The organism is Aurantimonas sp. A2-1-M11 (assembly GCF_036549475.1).
Lineage (GTDB): Bacteria > Pseudomonadota > Alphaproteobacteria > Rhizobiales > Rhizobiaceae > Aurantimonas.
On record NZ_JAZHLI010000038.1, the window covers coordinates 1 to 15,825 of the forward strand.

At 68.5% G+C, this 15,825-nt stretch carries 15 protein-coding genes and 1 pseudogene; 7 read left to right on the forward strand and 9 right to left on the reverse strand.

Annotation, left to right across the window (positions count from 1 at the left end):
• Nucleotides 1-147: 147 nt before the first annotated feature.
• Nucleotides 148-1,032, reverse strand: coding sequence for an aromatic amino acid exporter YddG (gene yddG, locus VQ042_RS16245; protein ID WP_331821140.1), 885 nt, complete (start codon nt 1,030-1,032; stop codon nt 148-150).
• Nucleotides 1,033-1,160: 128 nt separating this feature from the next.
• A complete protein-coding gene (locus VQ042_RS16250) occupies nt 1,161-1,949 on the reverse strand; it encodes a DUF3108 domain-containing protein (RefSeq protein WP_331821142.1) in 789 nt (262 codons plus the stop codon).
• Nucleotides 1,950-2,180: 231 nt separating this feature from the next.
• On the opposite strand from VQ042_RS16250, the gene rpmB reads away from it, so the two are divergent.
• On the forward strand, nt 2,181-2,477 hold the full coding sequence (gene rpmB, locus VQ042_RS16255; protein WP_331821144.1) for a 50S ribosomal protein L28: 297 nt from the start codon (nt 2,181-2,183) through the stop codon (nt 2,475-2,477).
• A gap of 103 nt (nt 2,478-2,580) precedes the next feature.
• Entirely contained in the window at nt 2,581-3,273 is a 693-nt protein-coding gene (locus VQ042_RS16260) for a queuosine precursor transporter (protein WP_331821146.1), read from the forward strand.
• Between the two features lie 109 nt (nt 3,274-3,382).
• On the opposite strand, the gene VQ042_RS16265 is transcribed toward VQ042_RS16260, so the two are convergent.
• From VQ042_RS16265 to VQ042_RS16280, 4 genes are all read right to left on the reverse strand, one after another.
• A complete protein-coding gene (locus VQ042_RS16265) occupies nt 3,383-4,417 on the reverse strand; it encodes an esterase-like activity of phytase family protein (protein WP_331821217.1) in 1,035 nt (344 codons plus the stop codon).
• Nucleotides 4,417-6,327: a cobaltochelatase subunit CobT gene (gene cobT / locus VQ042_RS16270; protein WP_331821148.1), complete on the reverse strand. Its 1,911-nt coding sequence runs from the start codon at nt 6,325-6,327 to the stop codon at nt 4,417-4,419. The genes VQ042_RS16265 and cobT overlap by 1 nt, the downstream gene beginning before the upstream one ends.
• A 6-nt stretch (nt 6,328-6,333) precedes the next feature.
• A complete protein-coding gene (gene cobS, locus VQ042_RS16275) occupies nt 6,334-7,320 on the reverse strand; it encodes a cobaltochelatase subunit CobS (RefSeq protein WP_331821150.1) in 987 nt (328 codons plus the stop codon).
• Nucleotides 7,321-7,464: 144 nt separating this feature from the next.
• Nucleotides 7,465-8,094 carry a J domain-containing protein gene (locus VQ042_RS16280; protein WP_331821152.1) on the reverse strand — a complete coding sequence of 210 codons (630 nt, stop codon included), beginning with the start codon at nt 8,092-8,094 and terminating at the stop codon, nt 7,465-7,467.
• Nucleotides 8,095-8,236: 142 nt separating this feature from the next.
• Here VQ042_RS16280 and VQ042_RS16285 point away from each other — a divergent pair, with 142 nt between their 5' ends.
• Complete coding sequence (locus VQ042_RS16285) at nt 8,237-8,539, forward strand: BolA family protein (protein WP_331821154.1); 303 nt, start codon at nt 8,237-8,239, stop codon at nt 8,537-8,539.
• Between the two features lie 318 nt (nt 8,540-8,857).
• Here VQ042_RS16285 and VQ042_RS16290 read toward each other — a convergent pair.
• The 3 genes and pseudogenes from VQ042_RS16290 to VQ042_RS16300 all read right to left on the reverse strand — a co-directional run.
• Nucleotides 8,858-10,117, reverse strand: a pseudogene (locus VQ042_RS16290) (HlyC/CorC family transporter); the annotation flags it as partial.
• Complete coding sequence (gene aroB / locus VQ042_RS16295) at nt 10,114-11,271, reverse strand: 3-dehydroquinate synthase (RefSeq protein WP_331821156.1); 1,158 nt, start codon at nt 11,269-11,271, stop codon at nt 10,114-10,116. The gene aroB and the pseudogene VQ042_RS16290, both read right to left, overlap by 4 nt.
• Nucleotides 11,268-11,849, reverse strand: coding sequence for a shikimate kinase (locus VQ042_RS16300; RefSeq protein ID WP_331821158.1), 582 nt, complete (start codon nt 11,847-11,849; stop codon nt 11,268-11,270). Before VQ042_RS16300 ends, aroB begins: the two co-directional genes overlap by 4 nt.
• Nucleotides 11,850-12,020: 171 nt before the next feature.
• Between VQ042_RS16300 and VQ042_RS16305 the strand changes: the two genes are divergently transcribed.
• From VQ042_RS16305 to VQ042_RS16320, 4 genes are all read left to right on the forward strand, one after another.
• The gene (locus VQ042_RS16305) at nt 12,021-12,191 is read left to right on the forward strand and encodes a hypothetical protein (RefSeq protein WP_331821160.1); all 171 of its coding nucleotides are present in this window, start codon (nt 12,021-12,023) and stop codon (nt 12,189-12,191) included.
• Nucleotides 12,188-13,174: a site-specific tyrosine recombinase XerD gene (locus VQ042_RS16310; protein WP_331821162.1), complete on the forward strand. Its 987-nt coding sequence runs from the start codon at nt 12,188-12,190 to the stop codon at nt 13,172-13,174. Before VQ042_RS16305 ends, VQ042_RS16310 begins: the two co-directional genes overlap by 4 nt.
• Before the next feature lie 180 nt (nt 13,175-13,354).
• On the forward strand, nt 13,355-14,305 hold the full coding sequence (locus tag VQ042_RS16315) for an acetyl-CoA carboxylase carboxyltransferase subunit alpha (RefSeq protein ID WP_331821164.1): 951 nt from the start codon (nt 13,355-13,357) through the stop codon (nt 14,303-14,305).
• A 302-nt stretch (nt 14,306-14,607) separates the two neighbouring features.
• On the forward strand, nt 14,608-15,603 hold the full coding sequence (locus VQ042_RS16320) for a murein L,D-transpeptidase family protein (protein ID WP_331821166.1): 996 nt from the start codon (nt 14,608-14,610) through the stop codon (nt 15,601-15,603).
• Nucleotides 15,604-15,825 lie beyond the last annotated feature (222 nt).

Consider the following 15,825-nt stretch of genomic DNA (forward strand, 5'->3'; position numbering starts at 1 on the left):
CAACTCCAGGCCAAAGCCCTTCCAGTGGACAAAAACCGCCGACGATATTCTCGAACGGGAACGACGTGCGCGGGACAAACTCGATGAAGTCCGAGGCAACAGGTAGCAAGTGTTGGACTCGGAACACTAGCGCGTCGATCCTGCCAGCTAGCGTATGGCCGCGTCGCCGCGGCGGGCCAGCCGCCGGAACAGCGGCAGCGCGGCAAGGCCCGCGCCCAGCGTGATCAGGACGGCGGCAGTGACGATCGTCCCGGTCAGGGCCGCTTCTCCGGCCGCGATCAGCACCAGCGTCGACAGCAGCGGCGCGGCATAGCTCGCCGCGCCGATCACCTGGATGTCGCCGTGCTTGACCCCGTAGTCCCAGACATAGAAGGCCCCGCCGACCGGCAGCAGGCCGAGCAGCAGGACGGCGGTCCATTCGCCGGCGGTCTGCGGCCAGATGGTGGTCTCGAAGGCGAGATGGGCCAGAAGCGACAGCACCGCCGTCACCGCGCAGAAGCCGGTGACCACGTCGCTGGGCACGTCGCCGAAGCGCCGCGACAGCAGCGAGTAGCTGGACCATGTCAGGGCGCAGAGGCCGGCCAGGCCGTAGCCGAGCGCGTGGTCCTGCGAGAAGGCCAGCGTACCGCCGCCGGTGACGATCAGCGCGGCACCGGCCAGGCCGAGGCAGGCGCCCACGACGTGGAACCAGCGCAGCCGCTCGCCGGGCAGGGCGGCCGATCCGAGGACGATCAGCAGCGGCCAGAGATAGGCGATCAGGCCGGCCTGGGCCGGCGGCGCATTGCGCAGGGCGGCGAAGTAGAGCGCGTGGTAGCCGAACAGCCCGCCGACGCCGAGGATCCATACCGCCCGCCGCTGGCGGAACACGGCGATGCTGCCGCCCCGAGCCTTGAGCGCGACGATGCCGATGAGCGCGGCGACGGGAAAGGTCATGGCGGCGAGCTGGAAGGGCGGCACCGCGCCGCTGCGCGCGGTCAGAAGGGCAAGGACCGCCCACATCAGGACCGCCGAAAAGCCCAGTATCGTTCCCATGTCCCGCTTCTCCGCTCGCCGGGACGCTCTATGCTCGCCCGGCCGGCCGCGGGTCAATGGGGCAGGGCGGGGCTGTCATGGCGCGGTGTCGGCGCATTCCCGTACCCGCCTGCCGCGCTGCGGAGACGTCAGTCGACGGAGACCGACATCGCCGACAGGGTCAGCGGTCCCACCTTGGTGGGGATGCGGGCATAGACCGGGACATAGACGTCCTTGCGGGCGATTGGTGCGAACCACAGTTCCACCGTCTGGTCCTTGAGGAACTTCAGCCCCTTGGAGGACGCATCGAAGCCGCTGACCGGGGCGATCCGCAGCTTGCAGACCACCGCCTCGCCCGAGAAGCCCCGCATGTCGTAGCGCCGCGTGCCGGCCGGCGACAGCTTGAGGTCGAGGCGCGACCAGCCATCGTAAAGCGGCAGCGTGCGCCGGCAGACCGAGGCGGGATCGCCGGTCTTGATCATCAGCCCGCTCAGCGGGTCGACCACCGAGCGCAATTGCGAGCGCTGCACCGGAATGAAGCCGGGCTTGTCGCTGGCGCGCTTGGGCCCGACCTTCGACGAAACGACCCGTCCGCCGTTGAAGGCGACGTCGCTCGACCAGCGCTTGCGATCGCTGGTATATTCGAGACCGTAGCTCTCGGCCGAAAATCCGCGCCTGGTCACCTTGCCGGCGACCCGGCTGGTGCCCCGCGTGTCGGAGACGAGGCTGCCGATGCCGGCGGAGGAGAGCGTGCCGCTGACCGAGAAGCTGCCCTCGTCGATGACGGTGTCGAAGATTGCCTGGCCCACCGGCAGGCCGATGATCGACATGCCGTAGCGCGTGGTCACCTTCTGGTCCGCCGCGTGGGCGGTCGCACCACCGACTGTCCAAGCCGCGAGCAGGGCGGCGGCGACGGCGAGAATCGGTCTGAACGTCATTGGCGGTGGCCCTTCGGCGAGCGTGTGTCTGGCGGTCCGATCGGTCAGACGGAACAAACGGCGCGGATTTGTGGCGACAAACGCGGCGCATGCGCCCGTCACGCGGCTTGACGCATCGCCTGGCCCGGACTATAGACCCGTTCGAATTTCCGGTCATACCCGATAGCGATGATCGCGCCTTTGTGGTGGCGCGTCTCGATCGGGCGTTAGGTTAATCTGAAAGGTGATCCGATGTCACGCGCCTGCGAACTCACTGGCAAGGCTGTCCAGTCCGGCAACAATGTCAGCCACGCGAACAACAGGACGCGTCGCAAGTTTCTGCCGAATCTGTGCCAGGTCACGCTGATCTCCGACGCGATGGGCCAGCGCTACCGGCTTCGCATCTCGGCGCATGCCCTGCGTTCGGTCGAGCATCGCGGCGGTCTCGACGCGTTCCTGGCCAAGGCCGATGCAGCCGAGCTGTCGCAGCGCGCCCGCCTGCTGAAGCGCCAGATTGCCAAGAAGATCGCCGAGACGACGGCCGCCTGATCAGGCGGCTTAAGGGGTCGCGCGAGCGCCCCTGAGCGTCGGCATTTCGGGCCGGTCGCCTCCGGGCGTCCGGCACACTGGTTCCATCACCCAGGTTAAAAAAATGCATTCCCTGCGTCTCTACCTGCTCCCCGTCATCGCGATGACGGGAATCGTGCTCGCGTCCAATGTCGCGGTGCAGTTTCCGGTCTTTGCCCGGATCGGCTCGCTGCAGCTGGCCGACATCCTGACCTTCGGCGCCTTCACCTATCCGTTCGCGTTTCTGGTCACCGACCTGACCAATCGCCGCTACGGCCCCGCCATCGCCCGGCGCGTGGTCTATATCGGCTTTGCCGCCGCGGTCGCCTGTTCGATCGTGGTGCCGCCGATTCTCCACGACCTCGGCTTCCTGGAATATGCGACGGCCGCCGAGCGGCTGCTGCGCATCGCCATCGCCTCGGGCGGGGCGTTCCTGGCCGCACAGCTTCTCGACATCGCCGTGTTCAACCGCCTGCGCCAGGAAAGCTGGTGGCGCGCCCCGGCCGCGTCGTCGCTGTCGGGCTCGGTGGTCGACACCATCACCTTCTTCGCCGTGGCCTTTGCGCCAATGTTCCTGTTCCTGGGACCCAATGACGGGTTCGCCCTGGAGACCGCGCCGCTGCTCGGCCTGATGGCCACCGACGCGCCCCGGTGGGTGTCCTGGGCGATCGGCGACTTCACGGTGAAGCTGTTCATCGCGATCGTCGCGCTGGTGCCCTACCGCATCATCATGCAGCGCTTCATGCCGGCCCGCCCGGTGGCGGCCACCGGCATCTGACGACGCCGCATCGGCAGGACCGAAGCACGTCTTCAGACTGGCGCGATGCGGCGATTCGCCGAGCCAGCGCGGTCGGCGTCGCGTCCTCGGACGCGCGGCCCAGTGGCCGTCAGTTGGTGCGGGCCGCGTCCTCGGCGAGGCGGAATTCCAGCAGCATGTTGCGCTGGAAGAACGAGCCGTTGTCGTCCGAGACGAGCGTCAGCCGCGTGGCGCCGCTGTCGTCGATCCAGGCATCGATCGCCTCCATGTTGTCGATCTCCTGGTCGAGATCGAAGGCGGCGATGACCGGGCCGTCGACGAGGGCGCCCGGACGGATGCCGTCCCCCGCCACGCGCCGGATCCGGATGCCGAGCCCGCCCAGCCAGCCGTCATAGCGCCGCTCCAGGAGCAGCAGGTCGCCGCCGGGCAGGAACGTGCCGTCGGAGACCTCCCAGTCCGCGTCCTTGCGCACCTTGAAGATGCCGGGTGCCCGGCCGTCGAGGATGGCGGCAAAGAGATTGCCGTTCTCGTCGATCGAGTGTTCGGCCACCGTCACGAGGGCACCGGCCAGGGGCGAGGAGGCCGGCGCTGCGGCCATCGTCTCCAGCCCCTTGTTGCTGCGCAATTCGCGCCGCGGGATCGGCAAGGGGAGCGGCGCGGGGCGGCTTGTTGCCACGTCGGGAGACAGGTCGTAGGCGGCGATCCGGTGACGGCTCTCGAAGGACACCACGGCCCGGTCTCCCGCGATCGCCATGCCCTCGGCGTCGGCCTCGCCCTTGCGGCCATAGGGCCGGCCGTCCGGGCCGAGGATGGGATCGAGGGTGGCGTCCGCAATGCCCACCGGACGGCCCGCGCCATCGCGCGCGACGCGCCCGCCCATCCAGAAGCCGGTATCGGTGGCGGCCAGGAACCGGCTACCCCCGTCCAGGAAACGGAAGGCGGAGATCCCCATCATCCGGCTGTCGTCCGACCAGAAGGAAAAGCCGCCGATGAAGTCGAGCGCCCCGAAGCGCTCGCGCGGCGCCGCCTTGTCGAACTGCACGACGGGCTCTGCGGTCACGTCGAGGCGGCTGTCGGCGCGGGCAAGGGCGCCGCCACCGGCCAGGAGCAGGCAGCACAGGGCCGTCGCCGCGGCGAGGCGGCCATGTCTTCCCGGAGCCCCCATCAACGCGCAGAGCCGCCCATGCGGCGGCGCTGCGACCGCCGGCCACCGGATTTCTCGTCCTCGAAGAGATCGGCCAGCTGCTCGGTCATCGCGCCGGCCAGTTCCTCGGCGTCGACGATGGTCACCGCGCGGCGATAATAGCGCGTGACGTCGTGGCCGATGCCGATGGCCAGGAGCTCGACCGGCGAGCGGGTCTCGATCTGCTCGATGACCGCGCGTAGATGCCGTTCGAGGTAGTTGCCGGGATTCACCGACAGGGTCGAATCGTCCACCGGCGCGCCGTCGGAGATCATCATCAGGATGCGGCGCTGCTCGGGCCGGGCCAGGAGCCGGTTGTGCGCCCAGATCAGCGCCTCGCCGTCGATGTTCTCCTTGAGAAGTCCCTCGCGCATCATCAGGCCGAGATTGCGCCGGGAGCGCCGCCAGGGCGAATCGGCGGATTTGTAGATGATGTGGCGCAGGTCGTTGAGGCGGCCGGGCTTCTGGGGCTTGCCGGCCTTGAGCCAGGCCTCGCGTGCCTGTCCGCCCTTCCAGGCGCGGGTGGTGAAGCCCAGCACCTCGACCTTGACGCCGCAGCGCTCCAGCGTGCGCGCCAGGATGTCGGCGCAGGTGGCGGCGACGGTGATCGGCCGGCCGCGCATGGAGCCGGAATTGTCGATCACCAGCGTCACGATCGTGTCGCGGAAATCGGTGTCGCGCTCCATCTTGAAGGACAGCGGCTGCATCGGGTCGATGACCATCCGGCTGAGCCGGGCCGGATCGAGATAGCCTTCCTCGAGATCGAAGTCCCAGGAGCGGTTCTGCTGGGCCATGAGCCGGCGCTGCAGCCGGTTGGCCAGACGGCCGACGACGCCCTGGAGCTGCGAGAGCTGCTTGTCGAGGAACGCCCGCAGCCGGTCGAGCTCGGCTTCGTCGCACAATTCCTCGGCGCCGATCGTCTCGTCGAAGGCCTGGGTGAAGACCTTGTAGTCGCTGTCGAGATTGAAGCTGCTCTGCGACTGGCTGGGGCGGCGGGACTCGCCGGGCGTCTCGGTGTCCTGGCTGTCGTCGTCGGAGGGATCGTCGGCGGTGGCCTCGGAGGATTCGGCCTCGGCCGCCTCCTGGTTCTCGCCTTCGCTCTCGCTCTCCTGCGCTTCGGCCTCGTCGGTGCCGCTCTCCTTCTCGGAGCCGCCTTCCTCGGAGTCGCGGGTCTGGTTGTCGCCCTGCTCGTCCTCGCTGTCGCTGTCGTCGCCCTCGTCCTCGTCGCCGAGGCTTTCGGCCATCTCCAGCGAGACCAGCATGTCGCGCATGGCCCGGGCGAAGGCCTGCTGGTCGCCGACGGTCTCGCTCAGCCGGTCGAACTTGGTGCCGGCCTTCTCGTCGATGAAGTCGCGCCAGACATCGACCAGCGCCTGGGCGCTGGGCGGGATGGCGCGGCCGGTCAGCTTCTCGCGCACCATCAGCGCGACGGCGTCCTCGATCGGCGCCTCGGCGCGGTCGGTCACGTCGGAGAGGTTGGAGCGGAAATACTTGTCCTCGAGCATCGTGGCGAGGTTGTCGCCGACGCCCCGCATGGCGTTGGCGCCGATCGCCTCGCAGCGGGCCTGCTCGACCGCGTCGTAGACCGCGCGGGCGCTGCGCCCTTCCGGCGACAGGCTGGAATGCAGGCGGGTGTCGTGGCGCGCCTTGCGCAGGGCCATGGCGTCGGACAGGCCGCGGGTGACGCCGAGATCGGTTTTGGAGACGCGCTTGGGCAGGTCGGGCAGCTTGGCGCGGTTGCCCGACAGGCCGGGGCGCTCGGAGGCGTAGGTGACTTCCAGCTCCGCGTCGCCGGCGATCGCCCGCAGGCAGCCGGCGACGGCGCGCCGGAACGGCTCGGCGTCGACCGGCTTGCGGTCCGCGGGACGCTTGTTGTCGCCGATCTTGGCCATGGCCGCCTAGTCCAGAACGAGGTTGGCGGCGCTCTCCGGCAGTTCCTCGCCAAAGGCGCGCTGGTAGAACTCGGCGACGAGCGGGCGTTCCAGGTCGTCGCACTTGTTGAGGAAGGTCAGCCGGAAGGCGAAGCCCAGGTCCCCGAAGATCTCGGCGTTCTCGGCCCAGGTGATCACCGTGCGCGGGCTCATCACCGTCGACAGGTCGCCATTGACGAAGGCCGAGCGCGTCAGGTCGGCGACGCGCACCATCTGCGAGACGATCTCGCGGCCTTCCTTGCTGTCGTAGGTCTTGGCCTTGGAGACGACGATGCCGACCTCGTGGTCGTGGGGCAGGTAGTTGAGCGTGGTGACGATGGACCAGCGGTCCATCTGCGCCTGGTTGATCTGCTGGGTGCCGTGATAGAGGCCGGTCGTGTCGCCCAGGCCCACGGTGTTGGCCGTGGCGAACAGGCGGAAGGCCGGGTGCGGGCGAATGACGCGGCTCTGGTCGAGCAGGGTCAGCCGGCCCGAGGATTCCAGCACGCGCTGGATGACGAACATCACGTCGGGGCGCCCGGCGTCGTATTCGTCGAACACCAGCGCGACGTTGTTCTGGTAGGCCCAGGGCAGGATGCCGTCCTTGAACTCGGTGACCTGCATGCCGTCGCGCACGACGATCGCGTCCTTGCCGACGAGATCGATGCGGCTGACATGGCTGTCGAGATTGACGCGCACGCAGGGCCAGTTGAGGCGCGCGGCGACCTGCTCGATATGGGTCGACTTGCCGGTGCCGTGATAGCCCGAGACCATGACGCGCCGGTTCTTGGCGAAGCCGGCCAGGATCGCCAGCGTCGTCGGCTTGTCGAACAGATAGTCGGGGTCGAGCTCGGGCACGTGCGGGTCGGACATGGAAAAGGCCGGGACCGTCAGGTCGCTCTCGAACCCGAAGGCGTCCCGCACGGAGACCGTGGTGTCCGGCAGGGGGGCCACGACATGTTCCGCTGCACTCATACTACCTCCAACGGTCCGCCGGCTCGGCCGGCCGGACCCTGTCAACACTGTCGGTTCGCGCGCGCGACCTCGCAATCCTCGACGCTCGCCACGATGCGTCTGCGCACGCTGATTGTCGGGATGTCCGGCGCCTTCCCCTCGCGCTTAGCAAAAACCTGACTGTTTCAAAAGCTTGTAGGCCTGGATGACCTCCCGCAGCTTGTCCTCGGTGCCGCGGTCGCCGCCATTGGCGTCGGGATGGAGCTGCTTGACCAGGCTCTTGTAGCGGGTGCGGATCACCTCGCCGCTCGCCTCGTCGGTGAGGTCCAGCGTCTCGAACGCCTTGTGCTCCAGCGACCGGACCTTGGGGCGGCGCGGTTGCGGACGCGGCGCGTCCTCGCCGGGGAACAGGTCGAACGGGTCGCGCATGCGGCTGTTCCACCGCTTGGCGCGCGCGGCGCTGGCCGCCTTGGCGCCATTGCCGGCGGATGTGCCATTGTGTCCCATGGTCCAGGTCGGCCGGTGGCCGGTCAGGGATTCCTTGAGATGACGCTGGATGTCCTTGTCGTTCAGGCCGGAGAAATAATTGTAGGACTTGTTGTACTGGCGCACGTGGTCGACGCAGAAATGCAGGTACTGCCCCTCATGGTCGCGGCCCATCGGCGCCTTGTACGAGCCGGCCTCGCTGCACCCTTCCCAGGCGCAGGTCGGCGCACGGCGCGGTTCCGCAGAGCGCTTGCCCTTGCGCTTGCTCTTGACGCGGATCGCGTCGAAATATTCGGAGTCGAGTTTCATCGCGTCCAATAATGGTGCCCGAGGCTGGTGCGGACAAGAATTGACATCCGGGAAAAAGCCCGAAAATGCAGAGGGTCCGCCTGCTTCGCGCAAGCTTCGCTTCGCGCCGCCAGGCGACTGCTACTACAGGAGAGTGACCGCCATGAACACCAGGGCGAAGATCGAGACCAAGCTGGCCGAGGCGTTTGCGCCGGACCAGCTCGACGTCATCGACGAGAGCCACCTGCATGCCGGCCACCATCACGCCGACAGCGACCACCACGCCACCTTCGACGGGTCCGGCGAGACACATTTCCGGGTGCGGCTCGTGAGCGCGGCCTTTGCCGGCCAGAGCCGCGTCGAGCGTCACCGGGCGATCAACCGGCTGTTGCGCGAGGAACTGGAAACCGGCGTTCATGCCCTGGCCATCGAGGCGGCGGCCCCCGGCGAGGCGCGGCGCCGCTGAGGCGGCCGCTCAGTTTCGGCGGCTGACCGCGTCGGCGTCGGTGGCTTTGCGGTCGGTGTCGGCAGCGAGGCCGGGGTCGTCCATCGCAGGCGACGGGTCGCCATCGGCGCCGTCGGTCTCGACGGGCCGCCGCCGGGGCGACCATTCGTCCGCTGCGGCCCTCGCCGCGGCGTCCTCCGCCGATGCCAGGTCCGGGTCGGCCTCCTCGACCACGTCGATGCCGTAGTCGTAATCGTCGATCTCCGGTTCCGGCGCGGCCACGACATGGCCGCCGGCCAGCGCGTGGTGGCCGCCCTTCTTGGGCGGGACCAGCACGGTGGCCGGCCGGATGCGCAGCTTGGCGATGCGGTTCTTCTCGCGCTTGAGCACGGTGAAGCGCTTCTGGAAGAAGGTGAAGGCCTGCCGCTCTTCGGGGATCGTCTGGGTCTCGTGGATCACGAGGCCCGCGATGGTGACCGCCTCGTCGTCCGGCAGGTTCCAGTCCAGCGCGCGGTTCAGGTCGCGGATCGGCACCTGGCCGTCGACCACGACCGAGCCGTCGGCCTCGGTGGTGACGCCCTGTATGTCGAGATCGTGCTCGTCGGCGATGTTGCCGACGATCTCCTCCAGAATGTCCTCCAGCGTGATCAGGCCTTCGACCTCGCCATATTCGTCGACGACGATGGCGAAATGGCCCTTGCGGCGCAGGAAGGCGTTGAGCTGGTCCTGCAGGGTCGTGGTTTCCGGCACGAACCACGGCTTGGCGCAGATCGTCAGGATGTCGACCCTGGCCGGGTCGTTGTCGACCTCGTGCAAGGCCCGCAGGATGTCCTTGGCGTGCACCACGCCGACGATGTTGTCGTAATGGGTCTGCCAGACCGGCATGCGGGTATAGGGGCTTTCCAGGATCTGCCGCACCACCTCGATCGGGCCGTCGTCGACATTGACCTGGCGCATCCCGGTGCGGTGGACCATCACGTCGGAGACTTCCAGCTCGTGCAGGTCGAGAAGGCCACCGAGCCGGTTGCGGTCGGCGTTGACCAGCGAGCCCTCGCGATGCAGCACCTCGACGGCGCCGCGCAGTTCCTCGTGGGCGGTGAGCAGCGAGGCGCCGGATTCGAGGCTGACGCCGAACAGCGCGAGAATGCGGCGCACGATCCAGTTGACGACGCCGGTGAGCGGCCCGAGCAGCGCCACCACGATGCTGACCGGCCGCGAGACGGCCAGCGAGAACGCGTCGGGCCGGGCGATCGCCGCCGATTTCGGCAGCACCTCGCCGAAGATGACGACGAGGACGGTCATGCCGATCGTGGCGTAGACGACGCCGGCCTGTCCGAACAGGCCGAGAAAGGCCGTCGTTGCCAGCGACGAGGCCAGGATGTTCACCAGATTGTTGCCGATCAGGAGCGCGCCGATCAGCCGGTCCTTCTTCTCGATCAGATTCTGGACGAGGGTCGCGCGGGTATCGCCGTTCTTCTCGTAGCTCATCAGCCGCGCCCGCGAGACCGCCGTCAGCGCCGTTTCCGAGCCCGAGAAGAAGGACGAGACGGCAATGAGCACGACGACGATGGTCAGGAGGATCCAGAGGGTCACGCTCATCGGGCAAGCTCTTCGGTCAGAAAGGTTTCGACGCTGCCGGGATCGACGTCATGGGCGATGAAGGCCCGGCCGATGCCGCGGGTGAGAATGAAGGTCAGGCTGCCGCGCCGGACCTTCTTGTCCTGGCCGATGCCGGCCATCAGTTCCGCGACGCCGAGGGGCGTTCCGGGGATCTCGGCGATCCGGGTGGGCAGGCCTACGGCGGCAAGATGCGCCGCGCAGCGATCCGCATCGCCGGGCGGGCAAAGCCCGAGACGGGCCGAGTAGCGATGCGCCAGCACGGTGCCGATGGCCACGCCCTCGCCATGCACCAGCCGCTGCGCGTCGTAGCCGACCGCCGCCTCCAGCGCATGGCCGAAGGTGTGGCCGAGATTGAGCAGGGCGCGGCTGCCGTCCTCGCGCTCGTCGGCGGCCACGACCGCCGCCTTCGCAAGGCAGCTCTGGCGCACCGATTCCACCCGCTCCGGCCCGCCGGTGAAGATCGCCTCGCGATTGTCGTCGAGCCAGTCGAAGAAGTCCGGCCGGTCGATCAGCGCCATCTTGGCGATCTCGGCATAGCCGGCGGCGAATTCGCGCGGGCTCAGCGTGTCGAGGAGGGCGGTATCGGACAGGACCAGGGCCGGCTGGTGGAAGGCCCCGATCAGGTTCTTGCCGCGCGGCGAATTGATGCCCGTCTTGCCGCCGACGGACGAATCGACCTGCGCCAACAGCGTCGTCGGCATCTGGACGAAGCCCATGCCCCGCCGCACGATCGCGCTGGCAAAGCCGGCCAGATCGCCGACGACGCCGCCGCCGAGGGCGATCACCACGTCGCCGCGCTCCAGCCGGGCGGCGATGATCTGGTCGACCACCTCGGTCAGCTGCGCGAAGGACTTGCTCGTCTCGCCGGCCGGCACGACGATCTGCACATGGTCGATGCCGGCCGCCCGCAGGGCGATCGACAGGCGCTGGTAATGCAGGCCGGCCACCGTCGCGTCGGTGACCACGGCGGCGCGCACGCCGGGCAGCCGCCGGGCGATCTCCTCGCCGGCCGCGTCGATGAGGCCCGGCCCGATGACGATGTCGTAGGACCGCTCGCCGAGGGCGACGCGAACCTGGCTGCGCGGCGCCGCCGGTGCTTCGGCGCGCGAGGGAGCCGCTTGGAGGCTGGTCATCGATCTGTCTCCGTGGCGAGGTGGCGATCCAGCGCCTCGATGATTTCCTGGGCGATCACGTCCCGCTTGACGTTGCGGGTCGAGATGATGATGTCGGCCTCGCCATAGAGGGGATAGCGCCGCTCGATCAGGCCGCGCATCACTTCACGCGGATCGTCCTGTTGCAGCAGCGGGCGATTGCCCCGACGCCGCACGCGGTCCATCAGCGTGTCGAGATCGGCCTTGAGCCATACGGTGACGGCCGAGCGCTTGAGCAGCGCGCGGGTCTCGTCATGCATATAGGCCCCGCCGCCCGTGGCGACGACCTGCGGGCCGTCGGCGACCAGCCGCGCGACGACGCGGGCCTCCAGGGCCCGGAACTCCGGTTCGCCATAGGCCTCGAACAAATCCGCGATCGACATGCGCGAGACCAGCTCGATCTCGTGATCGGTGTCGCGGAAGGGCAGGCCGAGCAGCGAGGCGAGGCGACGCCCAACCGTGGTCTTGCCGGCGCCCATCAGACCGACGAGGGTGATGGAGCGTTTGCCCAGGCGGTCCTGGAGGGTGTCGGTTCCGCCCGATGACAATTCGCTTCTCATTGCGCCTTTCGCAGCCGCCCCACTCTTGCCGTATGCAAGCATGAGGAAATCTTAAAGTTCGCAGGTTACCCCGACAGGGGCCGACCGTCTCGCTTGCGACCCGTCCCGTTCGCGCCATCAGCGAGCGATTGCCAGGGATGTCCACACCTAAGCTGAGTTCGCCAAACCGCGATGCCGACCCTCGTCCGCCTCCTGACGACCCTCCTGATCCTTGCGGCCATCATCTACGGCATCATGGCCGCGCTCGTCTACTTCGTCGATCCGACCCGCCGGGAAACGACCGTCGAGATCCCGCTGCCCCAGGCCGAACCGGTCGGCACGGGCGGCGGCCTGCGCCCATGAGCGCGGCGCCGGACACCGGCGCAGCTGCGGGCGCCGGCCTGTCGGCCCGCGAAGGTGCCGACATCGAGACCTTCCTGGAGATGATGGCGGTCGAGCGCGGCGCCGCCGACAACACCGTCGTCGCCTATCGCCGCGACCTGGAGGACGCCGCCGGCTTCATGGCGGGGCAGGGCGGATCGCTGATGACGGCGACCACCGAGGACATCCGCGCCTATGTCGGCCGGCTCGCCGCCCGCGGCTTTGCCGAGACCAGCCGCTCGCGCCGGCTCTCGGCGCTGCGCCAGTACTACCGCTTCCTGTATGTGGAGGGCCGGCGCGGCGACGATCCGACCGGGCCGATCGAGGGTGCCCGCCGCAAGCAGCCGCTGCCCAAGATCATGAGCGAGGACGAGGTCGACCGGCTGCTCGACCGGGCGGCCGCCGAGGCGGTCGATCCCGAACAGTCGCCGGCCCGCCGGGTGCGCGCCGCCCGCATGCATGCGCTGGTCGAACTGCTCTATGCCACCGGCATGCGCGTCTCCGAGCTGGTCAGCCTGCCGCGCGCGGTGCTGCGGGGCCGCCAGCGCATGATCGTGGTGCGCGGCAAGGGCGACAAGGAACGCATGGTGCCGATCGGCGAGGCGGCCCGCGATGCGCTGACGCGGCTGTCGGAGGCCATGCGCGAGGCGACGATCGCCGAAGAGGGGCGCTGGCTGTTTCCGGCCCTGTCGGAAAGCGGCCACCTGACCCGCCAGGCCTTCGCCCGGGACCTGAAGGCGCTGGCGGCCCGCGAGGGTATTCCCGCCGAGCGGATCTCGCCGCATGTGCTGCGCCATGCCTTTGCCAGCCATCTCCTGCAGAACGGCGCCGATCTGCGGGCGGTGCAGGAACTGCTGGGCCATGCCGACATCTCGACCACGCAGATCTACACCCATGTCCTGGAGGAGCGGCTGATCCGGCTGGTCACCGACCATCACCCCCTGTCGGAGCAGAGCCGCGAGTGACGCGCTGCACGCGTTTCTTGACAAGGATGCGGCACACGGCCAGTTTCCGCCGCAACACAGACGTTGAGCCGAGGGCGAGACGCGTGCGGGCTGCCGCCCCTCGCGTCTCGAGCCTTGCGGCCAGTCGGCCATCGCTTCCGGTCGCCAAAATCTCGAAGGACGGCTCGACGCCGCGCACCCATGCATAATTATCTCGATTTCGAAAAACCGGTCGCCGATCTCGAAGGCCAGATCCTGGAACTCAAGAAGATCGAGGGCAAGGACTCCGTCGACGTCACCGACGAGGTCCAGCGCCTGGAGAAGCGCTCCCGCGACGCGCTGGCCGACCTGTATCGCAAGCTGACGCCCTGGCAGAAGACCCAGGTCGCCCGCCACCCCGACCGGCCGCACTGCCTGGACTACATCGCCAGCCTGATCACGGACTTCGTGCCGCTGGCCGGCGACCGCTTCTACGCCGAGGACCACGCCATCATCAGCGGCTTCGGCCGGTTTGACGGCCGCTCCGTCGCGGTCATCGGCCAGGAGAAGGGCTCCGACACCCAGACCCGCCTGAAGCACAATTTCGGCATGGCCCGGCCCGAGGGCTACCGCAAGGCCGTGCGGGTGATGGAGCTTGCCGAGCGCTTCCAGATCCCGGTGCTGACCTTCGTGGACACCGCCGGCGCCTATCCGGGCATCGGCGCCGAGGAGCGCGGCCAGGCCGAGGCCATCGCCCGCTCCACCGAGGCCTGCCTGAACCTGCGCGTCCCGATGGTCTCGCTGGTCATCGGCGAGGGCGGATCCGGCGGCGCCATCGCCATCGCCACCGCCAACAAGGTGCTGATGCTGGAGCACGCGATCTACTCGGTGATCTCGCCCGAGGCCGGTGCGTCTATCCTGTGGCGCGACGCGACGCGGGCCCGGGACGTGGCGCAGGCGATGAAGATCACGGCCCAGGACCTGGCCGGCTTCGGCATTATCGACGGGATCGTCGAGGAGCCGCTGGGCGGCATCCACCGGGCGCCCGCCGAGGGCATCGCGGCCGCTGCCGAGAGCGTGCGGGACGCCTTTGCCGAGCTGGCCGAGCTCGACGGCGACGGCCTGCGCCGCCAGCGGCGGGAGAAGTTCCTCGCCATCGGGCGGAATCTCTAGGCCCTGTTGCGCCGGGGCAACGCGGGCCCGTTCCCTTCGGTCCGATCCTCTGCAAGGATGCTTCGGGACGACGTAGGGTTAGGGGCGATACGGATTGCAGCCTTTCGTCGTCCGACCCGTCGCCGGCAATCGATCTAATTTTGAACATTAACGATTGCTTAACGACGGGTGCGGCAGAACGGGGAAGGCATGCGACGGACTATCCTGCCGGGATATCGCCGTCGCGATGAGGCGAAGCGCTTCGCAGGCTTCGGTTCGAATCGGGACGGCCAGGTGCCGTCATATGCGATGGGGATGAGGGGATGTTCTTTCGACGCCTCGTGACGGCCGCCGCGCTGGCGACTGCCATGTTCACCATATCCGCCTGCCAGTACGAGGATCTGCTGCCCGCCGAGGCGCCGTTGCCGGCCGCTCTGGTGCAGTCGATCAAGGCCAACGGGATGGGCGTGAAGTCGCCGATCCTGGTGCGGCTCTACAAGGAGGAGTCGGATCTCGAGGTCTGGAAGCAGAAGACCGACGGCACCTACGCGCTGCTGAAGACCTATGAGATCTGCGCCTGGTCCGGCAAGCTGGGCCCGAAGAAGCAGGAAGGCGACCGCCAGGCGCCCGAGGGCTTCTACACTGTCACCCCGGCGCAGCTGAACCCGAACTCCAATTTCCATCTCGCACTGAACATGGGCTATCCGAACACCTATGACCGGGCCAACAACCGGACCGGCTCGCATCTGATGATCCACGGCTCGTGCAACTCGTCCGGCTGCTACGCGATGGACGACGAGCAGGTGCAGGAGATCTACTCGCTGGCCCGCCATTCCTTCGAGGGCGGCCAGCGCGCCTTCCAGATCCAGGCCTATCCCTTCCGCATGACGCCGAAGAACATGGCCCGGCACCGCAATTCCGAGCATTACGATTTCTGGAAGATGCTGAAGAAGGGCTCGGACTATTTCGAGATGACCCGCCAGGCGCCGAATGTCGGCGTCTGCGACCGCCGCTACGTCTTCGACCAGAGCGCCGAGACGGTGGCCGGCCTGTCGCCGACGGGCGCCTGCCCGGACTTCTCGCTGCCGGCGCAGGTCATCGCCAAGGTCCAGGCCGACCATGCCGAGGAAGAGAAGATCGCCTCGTCCTTCGCGCCGAGCGACTTCGCCGAGTCGTCCACCTTCAGCTACCGCACCGGCCAGCCGATCTCGCCCGAGGCCTATGCCCAGGAGCAGCATCGCCGCGAGGGCTATGACCGGGACGGCAACCGGATCAGCGGAAGCGGCGGCAGCTCGATCTTCTCCAGCTTCCTGAAATAGCACCGGCCGGGGCGCCTGCGTCCCGGATCGCCGGTTCCCATATTGCACGACGAGGCCCGTGGCATCCGCCGCGGGCCTCGTGCGTTTGAGGGATGGCGTATCAGCCAGGGTGGGCGCCGTCGGGGCTCACGGCCGCTCGTCCGGGGTAGGGCGGGGCGCACGCAGCGCTCGTGCCCTGAAGTCCCGATGCAGCCGGCGTGGCGGGTGGGTGACCGCCGTTTG